The organism is Streptomyces sp. NPDC048297, assembly GCF_043201585.1.
Classification (GTDB): domain Bacteria; phylum Actinomycetota; class Actinomycetes; order Streptomycetales; family Streptomycetaceae; genus Streptomyces.
The window spans coordinates 1-15250 of the sequence record NZ_JBICZA010000068.1 but is presented as its reverse complement, the minus strand read 5'-3'; the positions used below and the strand labels follow the sequence as shown (position 1 = coordinate 15250).

Sequence of the window (15250 nt, the reverse complement as noted above, 5' to 3'; positions counted from 1 at the left end):
GCAAAAACGTCCGCTCTGAAGCGTACGTCAGAGCAGTCTTGAGATGCATTCATCCCCGGCGTGAACGCCGGGGCTTTCTGCAAGAGTCCCGGTAAAATCGGCGGCACTGTGTCTGACTTTCTCGATGTCCCCGAAGCTTCCCGGTCCGCTGCCGCTGTGCCCGCGCCGGTGTCCTCGCACGTTTCCGGTGAGTCCGTCCGGCAGGCGCGGGAGAAGGGTGAGCCGCGGTTCCCGGGTGGGCCCAAGGCCGATCCCGCGGGCTCGCACTTCGAGCGGCGGATCCGGAGTTTCCAGCCGCGGCGGAGCCGGGTGACCACGGGGCAGGCCGACGCGCTGCAGCGGCTGTGGCCCGCGTGGGGGCTGGACATCGACGGGCAGCGGGTCATCGACTTCGCGGAGATGTTCGGGAACGAGAACCCCGTCGTGCTCGAGATCGGGTTCGGCATGGGCGAGGCCACCGCGCAGATGGCGGCGGCGGACCCCGGGACCGACATCCTCGCCGTCGACGTGCACACCCCCGGTCAGGGCAATCTGCTGGGGCTCGCCGAGCACAACGGGCTGTCCAACATCCGGGTCGGGAACGGCGACGCGATCATCCTGCTCCGGGAGATGCTCCGGCCCGACGCCCTCGACGGGGTGCGCGTGTACTTCCCGGACCCCTGGCCCAAGAAGCGGCACCACAAGCGGCGGCTGATCCAGCCCGAGTTCCTGTCCCTGGCGGCGACCCGGCTGAAGCCCGGCGCGATCGTGCACTGCGCGACCGACTGGGAGCCGTACGCCGAGCAGATGCTGGAGGTGCTCACCGCACACCCCGACTTCGAGAACACGCAGGCCGACGGCGGTTTCGCGCCGCGTCCCGACTTCCGGCCGCTGACCCGTTTCGAGGGGCAGGGACTGGACAAGGGACATGTGGTGAACGATCTGCTCTTCCGTCGCGTACCGCATCAGGTCCCCAGCACCGTGTGACACCGTGACACCCTGTGACCGTTAGGGTCGATGCCGTGGCCAGCAGTCCTCCGTACCCGACGTACTCCCCCGGCACCCCCGGTACCCCCGGCCCACAAGGCCTCCTGAGCGGAGCGCATCCGCACTGGTGGCAGCGCCGGTGGGTGCGCTACGGGGCGCTGATCACGCTGCTCGCCCTGTCCGGTCTCGTGATCCTCGCGCTGGTGCGGCGGCAGACCGGCACCGAGGGGTTCCTGGTCGGGCTGGGTCTCGCGGTGCTGCCGGTGCCCTGGCTGATAGCCGCCTTCCGCTGGCTGGACCGGGTCGAGCCGGGCCCCTGGCGGAACCTGGTCTTCGCCTTCGCCTGGGGGGCGTGCGCGGCGGCGCTGATCGCCATCGTCGCCAACAGTTTCGCCACCAAGTGGATCGCCACGGCCACCGCCGACCCCGGCAGCGCCGACACCCTCGGCGCGACGGTGATAGCGCCGATAGTCGAGGAGTCCGCGAAGGCGGCGGCCGTGCTGCTGGTCTTCCTGTTCCGCAGACGCGACTTCACGGGGATCGTCGACGGGGTCGTGATAGCGGGGCTCACCGCGACCGGGTTCGCGTTCACCGAGAACATCCTCTACCTGGGCACGGCCTTCGGCACCGACCAGCTCACCGGCGACCGGGGCATCGCCTCCGTCACCGCCGCCACCTTCTTCGTACGCGTCGTGATGTCACCGTTCGCGCATCCCCTGTTCACCGTGATCACCGGCATCGGCTTCGGCATCGCCGCGCTGTCCACGGACGGCCGGACCGCCCGGCGCGTGCTGATCCCGCTCGGCGGGCTGCTGCTCGCGATGAGCATGCACGCCTTCTGGAACGGCTCCTCGACCTTCGGCGAGTACGGCTTCTTCGCCGTGTACGGGGCGTTCATGGTGCCCGCGTTCGGCCTGCTGACCTGGCTCGCGGTGTGGACGCGGCAGCGGGAGCTGCGGACCGTGCGGGAGGAGCTGACGGCGTACGTGTACGCCGGGTGGCTGGGGCCCGCCGAGCCGTTCGTCCTCGGGTCCATGCGGGCGCGGCGGATGGCCCGCGACCATGCCCGCCGGCACTTCGGGGGCCGGCCGGCGGCGCGGGCGGTCGCCCAGTACGAGGCGTACGCCACCTCGCTCGCCTTCCTGCGGCACCGGGGGCGCCGGGGGAAGGCCGGGGCCGACTTCATCACGCGCGAGCGGGAACTGCTGGGCGCGCTGTGGGAGCGGCGCGAGGTGGCCCGCCCGTCGCTGGAGTACGCCTCCCGCGCGGTCGCGCCGCCCCGCCCGGTGTACGGCGCCCCGGCCCAGGCCCCGTACTGGTACGGGTACGCGGCGGCGCCCTACCCCGCGCACCACGCGCACCATGCCTACAACCCGTACAACCCGCACAACGCGTACAACCCGTATCGGTCGTAGCGCCACCGCCGAGCGGAGCGGCACCTCACGCCGAGGTGTGCGTCACGCCGAGGCGTCCGTCAGGCCGAGGCGTCGGTGAGCCGCTTCAGTTCGTCGTCCGTCAGGCGGAGGTCGGCGACGCCCAGCAGGGCCGGGAGCTGGTCGACGGTGCGGGCGGAGGCGATGGGGGCCGCGATGGTGGGCTGGGCGGCGAGCCAGGCGAGGGCGACCGTGGCGACGGGGGCCTCGTGGGCGGCGGCGATCTCGTCCAGGGCGAGAAGGACCTTCTGGCCGCGCTCGGTCCCGAGGTGCTTGGCGGCGGAGCCGGCACGGGCGCTGTCGACCGTGGTGCCGGGGCGGTACTTGCCGGTGAGGAAGCCGGAGGCGAGGGCGAAGTACGGGATGCCGGCGAGGCCCTCGCGGGCTACGAGGTCCTGCAGCGGGCCCTCGTAGGTGTCGCGGGAGACCAGGTTGTAGTGCGGCTGGACGGCGACGTAGCGGGCGAGGCCCTCGCGGGCGGAGAAGTCGAGGGAGGCCCGCAGACGCTCGGGGGTGATGTTGGAAGCGGCGATCTGCCGGACCTTGCCCGCCTTCACCAGTTCGTCGAGGGCCCCGATGATCTCCTCGACCGGCACCTCGGGCTGGTCGAAGTGGGTGTAGTAGAGATCGATGTAGTCGGTGTCCAGGCGGCGCAGGGACGCGTCGGCGGCGGCCTTGATGTTGGCCGCGGTAAGGCCCTGGTACTCCGGGTGCTGGCTGACCTTGGTCGCGACGACGACGTCCGAGCGGTTGCCGCGGGCCTTGAGCCACTTGCCGATGATCGTCTCGGACTCGCCGCCCTTGTGGCCCTCGATCCACGCCGAGTAGGAGTCGGCCGTGTCGACGAAGTTGCCACCGGCGGCCGTGTACGCGTCGAGGACGGCGAAGGACGCCTCCTCGTCGGCGGTCCAGCCGAAGACGTTGCCTCCGAGGGCCAGCGGGAAGACCTTGAGGTCGGAGGCGCCGAGCTTACGCAGAGAAGGGTGAGAAGCAGTCATGCTTCACTTCAACCGCCACCCCCGCCACACCCATTCCGGCCTTCCTGCGAACAGAGTGTGAAACCACCCGGACGGAGCAGGTGCGGGCCCGGGGGCGGCGTGCGGCATGCGCGCTGCGGGCGTACGAGCCCGGGAGGCAAACGCGCCCGGAGGGCGTGCGCGCCGGAGGCCCTGGCGTCGGGGGGATGTCGCCAGGGCCGCCGGGGACCGGTCGTGGAGGGGGTGGTTCAGGACCGGCCGGGACGGTCGCGGGGGCAGGGTGTTCAGGACCTGCCCGGGACCGGTCGCGTGCGGACGATCAGGTGCGGGCCGGTAGTGGGGCGGTGACCGCTCAGGGGGTGAGGCCCTTGTCGCGCAGCCACGTCATCGGGTCGATGCCGGTGGACTGGCCGCCGGGGTGGACCTCCAGGTGGAGGTGCGGGCCGGTGACGTTGCCGGTGGCGCCGACGCGGCCGATGACCTCTCCGGTGGTGACCTTCTGGCCGACGGAGACGCTGATCGAGGACTGGTGGCAGAACCACAGCTCGGTGCCGTCGTCGAGGGTGAGGACGGTGCGGTAGCCGTACGCGCCGGCCCAGCCCGCCTCGGTGACCGTGCCGCCGTGGATGGCCTGGATGAGCGTGCCGGTGGGCGCGGCGAAGTCGAGGCCGGTGTGGTAGCCGGAGGACCACATGGAGCCGGGCTGACCGAAGGTGCCGGTGATGGTGTACGAGACGACCGGCAGCTTGTACTGCTTCGCCAGCGCGGCCAGGCGCTCCGCCTCGGCCTTCTTCCTGGCCTCGGCAGCCGCCTTCTCCTTCTCGGCGGCGGCCTTGGCCGCGGCCTCCTTCTTCGCCTTGTCGGCGGCCTCGGCGGCGGCCTTCTCGGCCGCCGCGGCAGCGGCAGCCGTGGCCTTCTCCTCGGCCCGGCTGTCGGCCTTGCTCTGCTGCTGCTCGGCCTGCGCCATGATCCGGTTGCGCAGGGCCTCGCCCGCGTCGGCGCCCTTCGCGGCGTCGGCGGAGGTCACGCCGACGTTGGTGAGGGAGGCGGGGGCGGCCTTGGGCGCGTCGGAGGAGCCGTCGAACAGGTTCTCGACGGAGGCCATGGACGGCAGATGGTCGGGGATGTGGTCGGGCAGCGAGATGGACACCGGCGGCTTGCCGGTGTTCGCGCTGGCGATGCCACCCGCGCCGACGGCGGCTATGACACCGACACCGAGGACGGTGGAGCTGCGGGCGAGTCCGCCGCGCTGCTTGGCGACGCGGTGCCGTCCGCGCACCGGGCGGACGGACTCCTCGGTGGGGTTCCACTCCTCCCAGGGGCCCTCGTCGGGGCCGCGACCGCCGTAGCCGAAGGTCTCGGGTTCTCGCTGAGCGGGCACGAACGGGGCTTGTGGGGCAGGCCGGTTGGACGCCACGCGGGCGTACTCCTTTCCTTCCTTCGCCTACCGGGTTAGCTGACGGGTTCGGAGCAGGAAGGTCTCCTACGCGCGTATACCTGTCGTGAGTCGAGCAGTTCACGACGGCGTCCGCGTGATTCACCCCAAGGTGGTGGTTCCCCGGTTCCCTTGCGAGATTCGGCGCGTGCGCACGGAGCCGCCTCTTGTGACGGCTGGGACGACCGCGCTGCGTTATCGAACGTTAATAGACCGGGGTGCCAGATTCCAAGCCGTTCAGCCTGATCATTCCCACTCTCCGGGGTGGACGTAGCCGTCAGGACCGGGGGAAAACGGGCGAGTTGGCCCACGTTCAGGAGTCACTCGGTTTTTGATGGTGTCTCAGATGTTATGCGGAGGGCTGCCGCCCGGTCACCGTGCGTGAGAGTTCAGTTCAGGGCGGGTCGCCGTACGGCCAGCAGCGCCATGTCGTCCGCCATCCCGCCGCCCGAGTGCCGCCGTACCTCCGAGGCGAGCCGGCCGAGCAGGATGCCGGGGTCCGGGCAGCGGCGTCCGGCGAGCCGGCGCGCGGGGTCGTAGAACCGGCCGTGGGCGTCCCGGGCCTCGGACAGGCCGTCGGTGTAGAGCAGCAGGGTGGCGCCGTCCGGGAAGGGGGTCCGGTGGGCGCGGTCGGGCCACATGCCGAGGTCGCTCATGCCGAGGGGCAGGGCGGGCTCGTGCGCCGTGAGGGCGCGCAGGGTGCCGTCGGGGTGCAGCATGAACGGCGGCGGGTGGCCGCGGTTGAGGATGCGGGCGACGCCGTCGTCGTGCGGGAGTTCGGCGAGGACGGCGGTCGTGAAGCCTTCGAAGGCGTCGAGCCCCTCCCGCCGGGTGCCCTCGCGGGCCAGCGCCCTCTCCAGCCGTGCGGCCACCGCCTCCAGCGTGGCCTCCTGCTCGGCGGCCTCGCGGAACGCCCCGATCACGACGGCCACGGCGGCGACCGCCCCCATGCCCTTGCCGCGCACGTCCCCGACGATCAGCCGTACGCCGTGCGGGGTGTCCTGCACCGCGTACAGGTCGCCGCCGATGTACGCGCCCTCCTGGGCCGCCTCGTACCGAGCCGCGATGTCGAACCCGCCGATCCGCGCGGCGGGTTCGGGCAGGACGGCGCGCTGGGCGGCCTCGGCGATCTCCCGGGCGGAGGCGAGCCGTTCGTCGCCGCGGCGTACGACGCGGTTGATGACGAGGGCGAGGACGGCGACCGTGACGACGGTGACGGCCTCGGTGACGGCGCTGGCGTCCGGCAGGGCGTAGCGGGTGTGCACGAGGAGGGCGGCGAGCACGGTGGCGAGGCCGGTGAGAGCCGTGGTGCGCAGCGAGGCCAGGGGCGCGGCGACCAGCGGGGCGGCCGTGAAGAACGGGACGGCGGTGTAGGCGGGCGGGGTGAGCAGGTCGTACAGGATCCCGCCGGTGACCAGGAGCGTGGGCAGGGTGCGGGCGAGTGTCCGCGGTCTGGGGTGGCGGCCGCGGTCCCGGGGCGTGGGTGCGGGCGCGGATGCGGATGCGGGGGCGGATGCGGGGGCCGTGGAGTCCGTGGAGTCCGTGCCGAGGCCCGGGTCGGGTACGGGGTCGCCGGGGAGCCTGCCGCCGGCCCGGGCGCCGGCGTCCTCCTCCATCTCACCTGGGCGCACCGCTCGTCTCCCGTGTCTTCGACGTACGTACAGGGTGGTGGGGCCGGGGACGGCGGGCGACCGGTGTGGGCCGAGTGGATGACCCGGTGTGAGGTGCGCCACTACGGACGGTGCGGGGCGCACGAGGCGTACGGGGCGCACGGGCATACGAGGCGCACGGGCCGTACGAGGTCGGAAAACACTCAGGGCCGGTGTCCATTGCTGGACACCGGCCCTGAGTCTTCAGTAGCGGGGACAGGATTTGAACCTGCGACCTCTGGGTTATGAGCCCAGCGAGCTACCGAGCTGCTCCACCCCGCGTCGTTGTGTCTCAAGCATACGCCATGTTCGGAGTGCTCAGCACACGGGTTTTCCGTGAGCCTCCATGAACGCGCCGGCGTGGTCGGCGGCCCAGTGGCGAAACGTTCGCGGGGCAGTCCCGAGGATGTCGGCCACCGCGGTGGTGACGTACGCGGGCTGTCCGACCGCCGCGCTCCACGCGGCGAGCAGCATGTCGACGACCGAAGTGGGCGCCGTGCCCTCCGACAGGCGCCGGAACTCGTCCGGAGTCATCTCCTCGAATGCGATCCGGCGCCCCAGGACGTCACCGATGGCGTCCACCTGCGCGGACTGGGTCAGCGATTCGGGGCCCGTGAGGACGTAGTCGCCTCCGGCGTGTCCGTCCTGGTAGAGCGTCCGCGCCGCGACGGCGGAGATGTCGCGGTCGTCGGCCGGTGCCGTCTCGGCGGCGCCGTAAGGCCACCGGACGACCTCGCCGGCCCGGATCGCCGGCGCCCACCAGGCCAGCGCGTTCGACGCGAGCATCCCCGGCCGGATGATCGTCGACTCGAGTCCGGTGGCCGCGATGAGCCTCTCGATGTCGGCGTGCAGCATCGCCATGGGATTCGGCTGCTGGAAGAAGGGGTGCGGCGTCTGATGCGGGGAGGAGAGGAAGACGACCCGCCGCACGTGGGCCGCCAGCCGCTCGACGACTGCCGCGGCGGTCGGAGGCGGGGCGGTCCAGACGAGGAAGACCGCACCGGCGCCGTTCAAGGCCGGGTCGAGCGTCTCGGGCACGGTGAGGTCGCCGGTGAAGACCTCGACCTTCGCCGGCAGTGTCGCCGCCGCCTCGGAGCGATGGGTGAGGGCGCGGACCGGCACGCCCGCGTCGAGGAGCCGGTCGATGACGACGCGGCCGATCCGGCCGGTCGCCCCGGTGACGAGCACGGGAGGAAGGTCTGTCCGATTCATGCCGCCCATAAAAACGTTACTCGGTTAAAAAAGCAACTCGGTTACGAATGTTACGGTGGCCAGATGAGCGAGATGAGCGAGCCGACGGGGCTGCGGGCCCGCAAGAAGGAGCGGACGCGCGACGCCATCGGCGACGCGGCCGTCTCGCTGTTCCTGGAGCACGGCTTCGACCGCGTCTCGGTCAACGACATCGCCGCGGCGGCCGAGATCTCCAAGCCGACTCTCTTCCGGTACTTCCCCACCAAGGAAGACCTGGTGCTGCACCGGTTCGCGGACCACCAGGGCGAAGCGGCACGCGTCGTACGTGACGGCGGGCCCGGCATCGAGCCGGTGACGGCCCTGCACCGGCACTTCCGGGCCGGCCTCGACCGGTACGACCCCGTCACCGGCCTCAACGATCACCCCGAGGTGGTGGCGTTCCACCGGCTGGTGTTCACCACACCGAGCCTGGCGGGACGGCTCACGCAGTACCAGCTGGAGGACGAGGAGGCACTGGCGGACGCCCTCGGCGAAGGCATCCGGGCACGCCTGCGAGCCGCCCAGGTGCTCGCGGTCCAACGGGTACTCGCCCGGACCAACTGGCAGAAGATCGCCGACGGCCGAACCGCCCACGACGTCCACCCCGAAGCCGTGTCCGACGCCGACCAGGCGTTCAGCCAACTTCGGTGACAGGCGGAGTTCCCGGTCGAGAAGGGCTCCCCGGCGCTCCCGGCCGAGGAATCCGGGTGGCCCTCAGGGCAGCAGGTGGGCGTTCGGCCGCTTCGCCGCGGCCTCGTGTTCCGGGAGCAGGAGGACGTCCACGCCCCGGCCCGTCAGGACCCCGGCGCCGTCGGCCGCCGTCACGAAGGTGTCCGGCTCCCGCCAGGCCGTGACCACCCGGCGCACGCCCGCGCGCAGGATCAGCTCGGCGCACGGGGCGGGCCGGGAGGCGCGCCGGGAGCAGGGCTCCAGGCTGCTGTAGACGGTGGCGCCGGGCAGGCGCGGGTCGGCGGGGTCGAGCTTCGCGAGAGCCGCCTCCTCCGCGTGCACGACGGGGTCGCCGCCCTCGCGCGAGTGGCCGCGCGCCAGCTCGGTGCCGTCGGCCGCGACGACCACCGCGCCGACGCTGAAGGCCGTGGCCGACGGCGGGCACAGGGCCGCCAGCTCGCAGGCGGTGCGCAGCCAGTGGTGATCGGCGGCGCCGGGCAGCGGGCCGGTGCCGGGGGCGGTGGGCTCGTAGCGCATCAGGACGACGTCCTCGATCCGGCGGGTCTCGACGAGGCGCAGCCGCCCGGCCTGGTACGACCCCGGGCCGAACAGGCGCGGGGCCGCCGGGTCGCCGACGAACAGCGGGGCCAGGACCAGCTGGAGTTCGTCGGCGAGGCCCTGCTGGAGGAGCTGGGTGTGGACGGTGCCGCCGCCCTCCACCATCAGGCGCCGCACGCCGCGCACGTCGTACAGGTGCTCCAGGAGGGCACGCCAGTCGAGGTCGGGGCCGAGGGAGACCACGTCGGCGGTCGGGCCGAGGGTGCGGGCGGCCCGTTCGGCGCCCTTGTCCGTCGTGAGGACGAGCTTGTCGCCGCCGGTGTGCCAGAACCTGGCGTCCGGGTCGAGGTCGCCGGAGGCGGTGACGGTGACCTTCAGCGGGTACTCCGGCCTGCCCTGCGCCCGGCGGGCCGCGCGGCGCTCGGGCGCGTTGACGAGGAGGCGGGGGTTGTCGGCGCGGATGGTGCCGGCGCCGATCAGGATCGCGTCGGCCGAGGCCCGTACCTCGTCGACCCGGTCGAAGTCGGCCGCGCTGGAGAGGAGGAGGCGGTCCGGGCCGGTGTCGTCCAGGTAGCCGTCGAGGGAGACGGCGGCGGACAGGAGGACGTACGGGTACGGCATCGGCGCGGGCTCCCTGGGGTGACGAGGACGGAGGACGGAGGATGACGAGGACGGACGGCCTGGTTCAGGTCCGAAGCCTGATTCAAGCCTGAATCTTGGTTCAAGTTTGAAACAAACCTACACTGGCGGCATGACGACCCGCTGGCTCACTCCCGGCGAGCAGCGCGCCTGGCGCGCGTACCTCGCCGCCGCCCGGCTCCTGGACGACGCGATCGACCGGAACCTCCAGCAGGAGGCCGGCATGCCGCACCTGTTCTACTCCGTGCTGGCCTACCTCTCCGAGGCGCCGGACCGGCGGTTGCGGATGACCGATCTCGCCGAGCAGCTGAAGATCACGCGCAGCAGGCTGACGTACGCGGTGACCCGGCTGGAGCGGGACGGGCTGGTGCGGCGGGAGGAGTGCAGCTCGGACAAGCGCAGCAGTATCGCGGTGCTCACCGACGAGGGGACGGCCGTGCTGGAACGTACGGCACCCGGGCACGTGGAGACGGTACGCGCGACACTCTTCGACCGGCTCACGCCCGAGCAGGTGGGGCAGCTGGAGGAGATCTGCACGAGCATCGCGGGAGCGTTGCAGGGCGAGGAGGGTGCGCGGGGGACGCCGGACGGGGTCCCGTGGCTGCGACGCTCGTCGAAGGGCTGCGCGTAGGGCGGGGGCACGATCCAGGGGCTGAACCCAAGCCAGGGCTGCGCGCAAATTGGTTGCTTCAACTTTAAAGCAGGGGTAGGGTCTCCGGAACTGCTTCAAATCTGAAACAGAGGTTCGACGGTCTTCCGTCCGCCCAGCCCCGGAGGGACCCGCATGCCCGACACCCCCGCCGCCACACCGCGCGCCCGCGTCCGGGTACCGCTGCAGTTCCACGACGGCTACCGCGTCGACGCCGACCTCGTCACCTTCCACGGCCTCGCCGACGGCCAGGAACACGTCGCCGCCGTCCTCGGCGACCCGGCGGCGCCCGGAGCCGTACCGCTGGTGCGCCTGCACTCCGAGTGCCTGACCGGGGACGTCTTCGGCTCGGCCCGCTGCGACTGCGGACCTCAGCTGCGCGAGGCGGTGGAGCGGATCGCCGAGCGCGGGGGCGTCCTGCTCTACCTGCGCCAGGAGGGGCGCGGGATCGGCCTGTACAACAAGCTCGACGCCTACGCCCTCCAGGACCAGGGCCTCGACACCTACGAGGCGAACGCCGCGCTGGGCCTGCCGGAGGACGCCCGCGACTACACGGCCGCCGCCCAGATGCTGCGCGCCCTCGGCATCACCGAGCTGGACCTGCTGTCCAACAACCCCGACAAGGCGGAGCAGTTGCGCTCTCTCGGGGTGTCCGTGCGCGACCGCGTCCCGACCGGCGTCTTCACCACCGCCCACAACGTCCGCTACCTGCGCGCGAAGGTCCTCCAGACCCAGCACACCCTGCCCTTGGCGGAGTTGGACACCCTGCCCGAACTGACCGCGGGCTGATCGCACCCCCGGCACACCTCGGGCTCGGCGGCGAGCCCGGCCTCGTCGCCCTGGGCCCGGTTGCCGCGTACGTCAGCCTGCTGCGCGTGATCTTCAGCTGCCCGCCATCGGTGCCCTCGCCTGTGTGGCCGGCGCCGCCACCGGAGCCATCGCCCTGTTCGCGCGCTGAACCATCCACTCCCCCAACCACGGTCGTGAAGAACGTGGTTGGGGGCGTTTCGTCGTGTCCGGGGTCAGTGCAGCGCGTCGATGGCCTTCACGATCAGCGCGCGAGCGTCAGCCCCGTACACGGCCATGCTGCGCAGTTGCTCAAACGCTCTTACGTACAGGGCGATCTCCGACGGCTGGGTGACGTTCACCTCGGCGGAGAGCAACTCGACCGACACCAACGTGTCGTCGTGCACGTCGAACGTCTCCTGCGGCCACAGGACCCGGTCGCACGTCCCGGTCGGGATGATGCCGAACGACACCTGCGGCAGCGCTCCAGCGGTCAGCAGGTAGCCAAGCTGGGCGGCCATCGCGTCCGCGTCGCCCAGTTGGTAGTGCAACACCGCCTCCTCGATGAGGAACACGTAGCGGTGCCCTGGCTCGTGGATGACCTGCGACCGCTCCAGTCGAGCCGCTGCGGCTTCCGCCCCGTCATCAGGGACCTCGAGGAACCGGGCACTCATCGACAGCAGCGCCCGTGCGTAGCCCTCCGTCTGCAGCAGGCCGGGAACTACGACGGGTGAGTACACGCGCAGCAGCTCCGTTGACCGGTACAGCTCGGTGTAGCTCTCCTGCAGCTTGGCCAGCCCTGTGCGCGCCCGGCGCCGCCACTCGCGGTACAGGGACTCGGCATGCTGCGAGGCCGCGATCAGGTCCGCGACCTGGTCGACGGCGTCGGTCGCGCGGCACCACAGGCGGATGTCGGTGGGCGACGGCGGCGTGCGGGCGTTCTCGATCCGGGACGTCTTGGCGTGGTGCCAGCCGCACCGGGAGGCCAGCTCAGTGACCGTCAGGCCTGCGTTCCTCCTCAGGTCGCGCAACCGCCGCGCCACGTTCTCGCGGGCGGACTGGGCTGAGGATGACGGTGAGATGGGCATGGGCTGGCCGTGGTGCTCCCTGTCAGCGGATCTCGTACTGGTCGTGTGGGATCGCGCGGTCCCACACCGCTTCGAACGCGTCCGAACACTGCTTGGCGATGGTTGGCTCGGTCCGCAGCTCCATGTCCGGGTTGGCCCAGTTGCCGTCGCCGGTGAAGTGGTTGAACAGCACCTGCGTCCCGTCGAAGATCCACAGGTCTGCGCCCGGCAGCATCAGGTCGACGGCCCGCGGGCGCGGGAGCCAGCGCACCTGCTCGCCCGCGGCGACGTTCACGACGGTCCCGGCGTGCTCGTAGCGGATGTAGTCCGTGACCGGCTCGGACACGATGCGGGCCCGGCGGACGACGACGCCGCGGGCGACCGCGCGGGAGATCATGTCGGTCCACGGCGCCCAGTACTCGGAAGCAGGGTCGGTGTCCCGCTGCCCGTTGGCGAGCCAGGTGTTGAAGTCGTCGGCCTCGTCACCGACGGCGTACTGGTCGCGCATCTCGAGGTGTACGGCAGAGTGCTGCGCGGCCTCGAACAGTTCGTCAAAACTGGGCACCTTCTGCGACATCGCAGGCCTCCCTCAGGACCGGGATCAGGCGGGCGGGGATACGGATGACCGTCTCATGGTCGGGGATACCCGGCGCGTGCCCAGGCGCCGGTGTCTGGACGCACTGGAGGCGGGTGACGTCGTCGGCGGTGTAGCTCTGGATCACGATGTCCGCGGTCTCCTGGTCCACCCAGGCGGTGGGTGATCCGTTCTTGCCGGTGTCCGGGTCGATCCCGATGAACTGTAAGGGCACGGTTGTCTCCTGGGTCGTCGTGGTGCGTCGATGTGCACCAACGTCCGGCCGTCGCCGGGCACCGTCAAGAGCGCGAATGAGCCGCGCAGCACGCGGAAAGTCTGCACGCACATCCATGCGCATTGCTGGCTGTGCTGCACGCCACACTCTTAGCGTCGGTGGATGTGACGAAACCCCGGCACGGCAGCGGGCCTCCCGGGGCGTGGTCAACTCCAGGTGAGGAGCGTCGACATGGGCCAGAGCAGAACCATCCCGGCCGTGCCCGCGGCAGCCGAGTACAAGGCGCTGCTGGAGCACTGCGCCACCTGCCGCGCCTGCCACAGGAACACCGCCGTGGCATGCCCTGAGGCGGGCCGGTTGCGCCGCGCATGGTCGACGGCCCGCCGCGCGGAGAGCGGGGGTGTCCGCCGATGATCTGCACACGCTGCGACCAGCCCATCGGCCCCGACGAGCGGTACGTGACCGTCCACCACTTCGCCCCGACCGGCCCCGGCACCACCGCCACCGTGCACGAGGAACGCTGCCGTCCCATCCCCCAGCAGACCTGCCCGGTACGGCCGGCCGCACGGCCTCGACGCCGCGGGTGACCCTCAACCCTCGGCGCCGTAGAAGGTCCGACGCCGAGCGCGGCCCCGGCCGGACGCCGACCCGGCCGGGGCCGCTCCACGTCTTGATCGTCTGCTTTTCGGGCCGGCAGCGGGCCGACTGGCGGTCTCCAAGCCCTCTGAAACGCCAAAGACCCCAGATCAGATGCGCTCTGACCTGGGGTCCATCCGTAGGCCCTGTGGGACTCGAACCCACAACCAATGGATTAAAAGTCCTGGCCAAGGCTTGCCGGGTGATTCCGGACGCTGCCTCGGCGTCCGGAGCTGCCAGGTCAGGGCATGTGCGGCGTGGTGCGCGGTGCGGCTGGTGCCGCGCCGTCCGCTCACGCATCGCTCACGCAAAATAGCCTGCTGAACAGCGCGTTCCACCAAGGAGAGCGCGGTACTACTGCTTCAAGATGCTCATGATCTCGGCCGCCTTGGCGATAGCGACCCGCGGCCCGTATACGGCCATCGCAGCCACCACGGCTGCGCCGGCCGCAAAGACGGTCTCGACACCTGCGGGAAGCCCCGTCAGCACGGCCAAGCAGAGCGCTGCTACTGCAGCGAAGACCACGGCAACCAGGCGAAGCCCTTCTCGATTGGCCACCGGGACAGTGCCTCGAAGCCTCTGCTCTGGCAGAAGGTTGCCAGCGTTTCCGGCAGCGTAGCTGTTGCCGATCTTGGCGAGCAGCGCGGCCAGACTGCGGAGCCCACCAACGCCCTTGGTGTCGACCTGCACCTCGGCAAGCTGCAGTTTTGCCACTACGAGGGCGGCGTGACGCTTTGTGTTGCGCTGCCGAGGAGATCCACGCCTGACGCTGTGCGAGATCCGGTGGACCCGCAGAAGCGACCGCCGAACGATAGAGCACGTGTCGTCCAGATGCCGAAGCGCCTGATGCCTAGCACTCGTATCCGCGCCCGCCACCGCCTCGCACGCCTCGATGGCAGCCATGATCGAGAGCAAGAACCTGTAACCCACGACGGCCTTGCCGCGTCGCGCGGCCCACATCAGGAGGGGCAACGTCACACCAGCGAGCATCAGCGCCGGTGGCCTCAGGTCTGGCTGTAGCCGCTGGGTGTCGATCGTCTTAATCACGGCGATCAACATGTCGGAGGTACCCATGCCGACCGCGAAGGTCAGCAGTTGGTAGCGAAGTTTGACGGATCCGGCGGTCTTCCGGCCAGCCTCACGGAGATCATTAATCGGCAGGTCTGCCAAGCCAAGCCGTTGGAGCGCCTGAGCTGTCGGCGCTATGTCCCGATCGGCAACCCTGGCGTTCCAGGCCGACCACCACTCCTGTATCCGGCGGATCCGACGCGCGACCCAGGCAAGCGATCGATACGTCACCATCACTATGGCAACGAGTAACACGGCCCCGATGACCGACCGCTGGATCGCGGCTATGCGCTCCAAGTCGATGTGCATAGGAGGATCCTGGCGTGGAGCACTGACACTCGCTGCCGACTCGGCCTACTTCGGTGCAGCTTGGTGGAGGCACCGCTACCGAGAGCTGGTGGCTCCGTTCTGCTGGGTGGGCGTCGAGGCTGCAAAGCGTCGGCGGACGGCTTCGGCGCGAAGGTTTCGGTCACTCACAGCCATCAGCCGCGAATCGCCCTTCTCGGCAGGCAGCCTCAGGCGGCCGGCCGTGGTGTGTTCGACAGACCTTGAGGGCATGAAGCCAGACATGGCCGATCTGATCACTAACTGATCGTTTCAGAATGAGGTTCGTAGGCGGCGGAGGCATATGAGACTGCAGGCCAGTTCGAGCAGGCCCTGGTGGAGATCGGCGCGTCGT

At 70.8% G+C, this 15250-nt stretch carries 16 protein-coding genes, 1 tRNA gene and 1 riboswitch; of the genes, 7 read left to right on the top strand and 10 right to left on the bottom strand.

Annotation, left to right across the window (positions count from 1 at the left end; translation table 11 throughout):
• The first annotated feature begins 108 nt into the window (after positions 1–108).
• Together trmB and ACGFYV_RS37080 are read left to right on the top strand one after the other, a co-directional pair.
• The gene (gene trmB, locus ACGFYV_RS37085; protein WP_393882957.1) at positions 109–966 is read left to right on the top strand and encodes a tRNA (guanosine(46)-N7)-methyltransferase TrmB; all 858 of its coding nucleotides are present in this window, start codon (positions 109–111) and stop codon (positions 964–966) included.
• A gap of 35 nt (positions 967–1001) precedes the next feature.
• Positions 1002–2381 carry a PrsW family intramembrane metalloprotease gene (locus ACGFYV_RS37080; protein WP_393882956.1) on the top strand — a complete coding sequence of 460 codons (1380 nt, stop codon included), beginning with the start codon at positions 1002–1004 and terminating at the stop codon, positions 2379–2381.
• A 59-nt stretch (positions 2382–2440) separates the two neighbouring features.
• Here ACGFYV_RS37080 and ACGFYV_RS37075 read toward each other — a convergent pair whose 3' ends face one another.
• From ACGFYV_RS37075 to ACGFYV_RS37055, 5 genes are all read right to left on the bottom strand, one after another.
• A complete protein-coding gene (locus tag ACGFYV_RS37075; RefSeq protein ID WP_393882955.1) occupies positions 2441–3397 on the bottom strand; it encodes an aldo/keto reductase in 957 nt (318 codons plus the stop codon).
• A 331-nt stretch (positions 3398–3728) separates the two neighbouring features.
• Positions 3729–4793, bottom strand: a complete 1065-nt coding sequence (locus ACGFYV_RS37070; RefSeq protein ID WP_393882954.1) for a M23 family metallopeptidase — start codon at positions 4791–4793, stop codon at positions 3729–3731.
• A 7-nt stretch (positions 4794–4800) separates the two neighbouring features.
• A riboswitch (cyclic di-AMP (ydaO/yuaA leader) is annotated at positions 4801–4968 on the bottom strand.
• 232 nt (positions 4969–5200) lie between these two features.
• On the bottom strand, positions 5201–6427 hold the full coding sequence (locus ACGFYV_RS37065; protein ID WP_393882953.1) for a PP2C family protein-serine/threonine phosphatase: 1227 nt from the start codon (positions 6425–6427) through the stop codon (positions 5201–5203).
• A 241-nt stretch (positions 6428–6668) separates the two neighbouring features.
• A tRNA-Met gene (locus ACGFYV_RS37060) sits at positions 6669–6742 on the bottom strand.
• 36 nt (positions 6743–6778) lie between these two features.
• Positions 6779–7672, bottom strand: a complete 894-nt coding sequence (locus ACGFYV_RS37055; protein ID WP_393882952.1) for an NAD(P)H-binding protein — start codon at positions 7670–7672, stop codon at positions 6779–6781.
• Positions 7673–7744: 72 nt separating this feature from the next.
• Between ACGFYV_RS37055 and ACGFYV_RS37050 the strand changes: the two genes are divergently transcribed.
• Positions 7745–8341 carry a TetR/AcrR family transcriptional regulator gene (locus ACGFYV_RS37050; protein WP_393882958.1) on the top strand — a complete coding sequence of 199 codons (597 nt, stop codon included), beginning with the start codon at positions 7745–7747 and terminating at the stop codon, positions 8339–8341.
• A gap of 63 nt (positions 8342–8404) precedes the next feature.
• Here ACGFYV_RS37050 and ACGFYV_RS37045 read toward each other — a convergent pair whose 3' ends face one another.
• A complete protein-coding gene (locus ACGFYV_RS37045; protein ID WP_393882951.1) occupies positions 8405–9538 on the bottom strand; it encodes a dihydrofolate reductase family protein in 1134 nt (377 codons plus the stop codon).
• A 130-nt stretch (positions 9539–9668) separates the two neighbouring features.
• On the opposite strand from ACGFYV_RS37045, the gene ACGFYV_RS37040 reads away from it, so the two are divergent.
• Positions 9669–10187, top strand: coding sequence for a MarR family winged helix-turn-helix transcriptional regulator (locus ACGFYV_RS37040; RefSeq protein ID WP_393882950.1), 519 nt, complete (start codon positions 9669–9671; stop codon positions 10185–10187).
• 153 nt (positions 10188–10340) lie between these two features.
• A complete protein-coding gene (gene ribA / locus ACGFYV_RS37035) occupies positions 10341–10994 on the top strand; it encodes a GTP cyclohydrolase II (protein WP_393882949.1) in 654 nt (217 codons plus the stop codon).
• A gap of 233 nt (positions 10995–11227) precedes the next feature.
• On the opposite strand, the gene ACGFYV_RS37030 is transcribed toward ribA, so the two are convergent.
• From ACGFYV_RS37030 to ACGFYV_RS37020, 3 genes are read right to left on the bottom strand one after another with little or no spacing between them, the layout of a single operon-like run.
• Complete coding sequence (locus tag ACGFYV_RS37030) at positions 11228–12079, bottom strand: helix-turn-helix domain-containing protein (protein WP_393882948.1); 852 nt, start codon at positions 12077–12079, stop codon at positions 11228–11230.
• A 22-nt stretch (positions 12080–12101) separates the two neighbouring features.
• Positions 12102–12635, bottom strand: a complete 534-nt coding sequence (locus ACGFYV_RS37025; RefSeq protein ID WP_393882947.1) for a DUF6879 family protein — start codon at positions 12633–12635, stop codon at positions 12102–12104.
• Positions 12610–12867: a hypothetical protein gene (locus tag ACGFYV_RS37020; protein ID WP_393882946.1), complete on the bottom strand. Its 258-nt coding sequence runs from the start codon at positions 12865–12867 to the stop codon at positions 12610–12612. The genes ACGFYV_RS37025 and ACGFYV_RS37020 overlap by 26 nt, the downstream gene beginning before the upstream one ends.
• 231 nt (positions 12868–13098) lie before the next feature.
• On the opposite strand from ACGFYV_RS37020, the gene ACGFYV_RS37015 reads away from it, so the two are divergent.
• Together ACGFYV_RS37015 and ACGFYV_RS37010 are read left to right on the top strand one after the other, a co-directional pair.
• The gene (locus ACGFYV_RS37015; RefSeq protein ID WP_393878476.1) at positions 13099–13281 is read left to right on the top strand and encodes a hypothetical protein; all 183 of its coding nucleotides are present in this window, start codon (positions 13099–13101) and stop codon (positions 13279–13281) included.
• Positions 13278–13454, top strand: coding sequence for a hypothetical protein (locus ACGFYV_RS37010; protein WP_393882945.1), 177 nt, complete (start codon positions 13278–13280; stop codon positions 13452–13454). The genes ACGFYV_RS37015 and ACGFYV_RS37010 overlap by 4 nt, the downstream gene beginning before the upstream one ends.
• A gap of 403 nt (positions 13455–13857) precedes the next feature.
• On the opposite strand, the gene ACGFYV_RS37005 is transcribed toward ACGFYV_RS37010, so the two are convergent.
• Entirely contained in the window at positions 13858–14880 is a 1023-nt protein-coding gene (locus ACGFYV_RS37005) for a hypothetical protein (RefSeq protein ID WP_393882944.1), read from the bottom strand.
• Between the last annotated feature and the right edge of the window lie 370 nt (positions 14881–15250).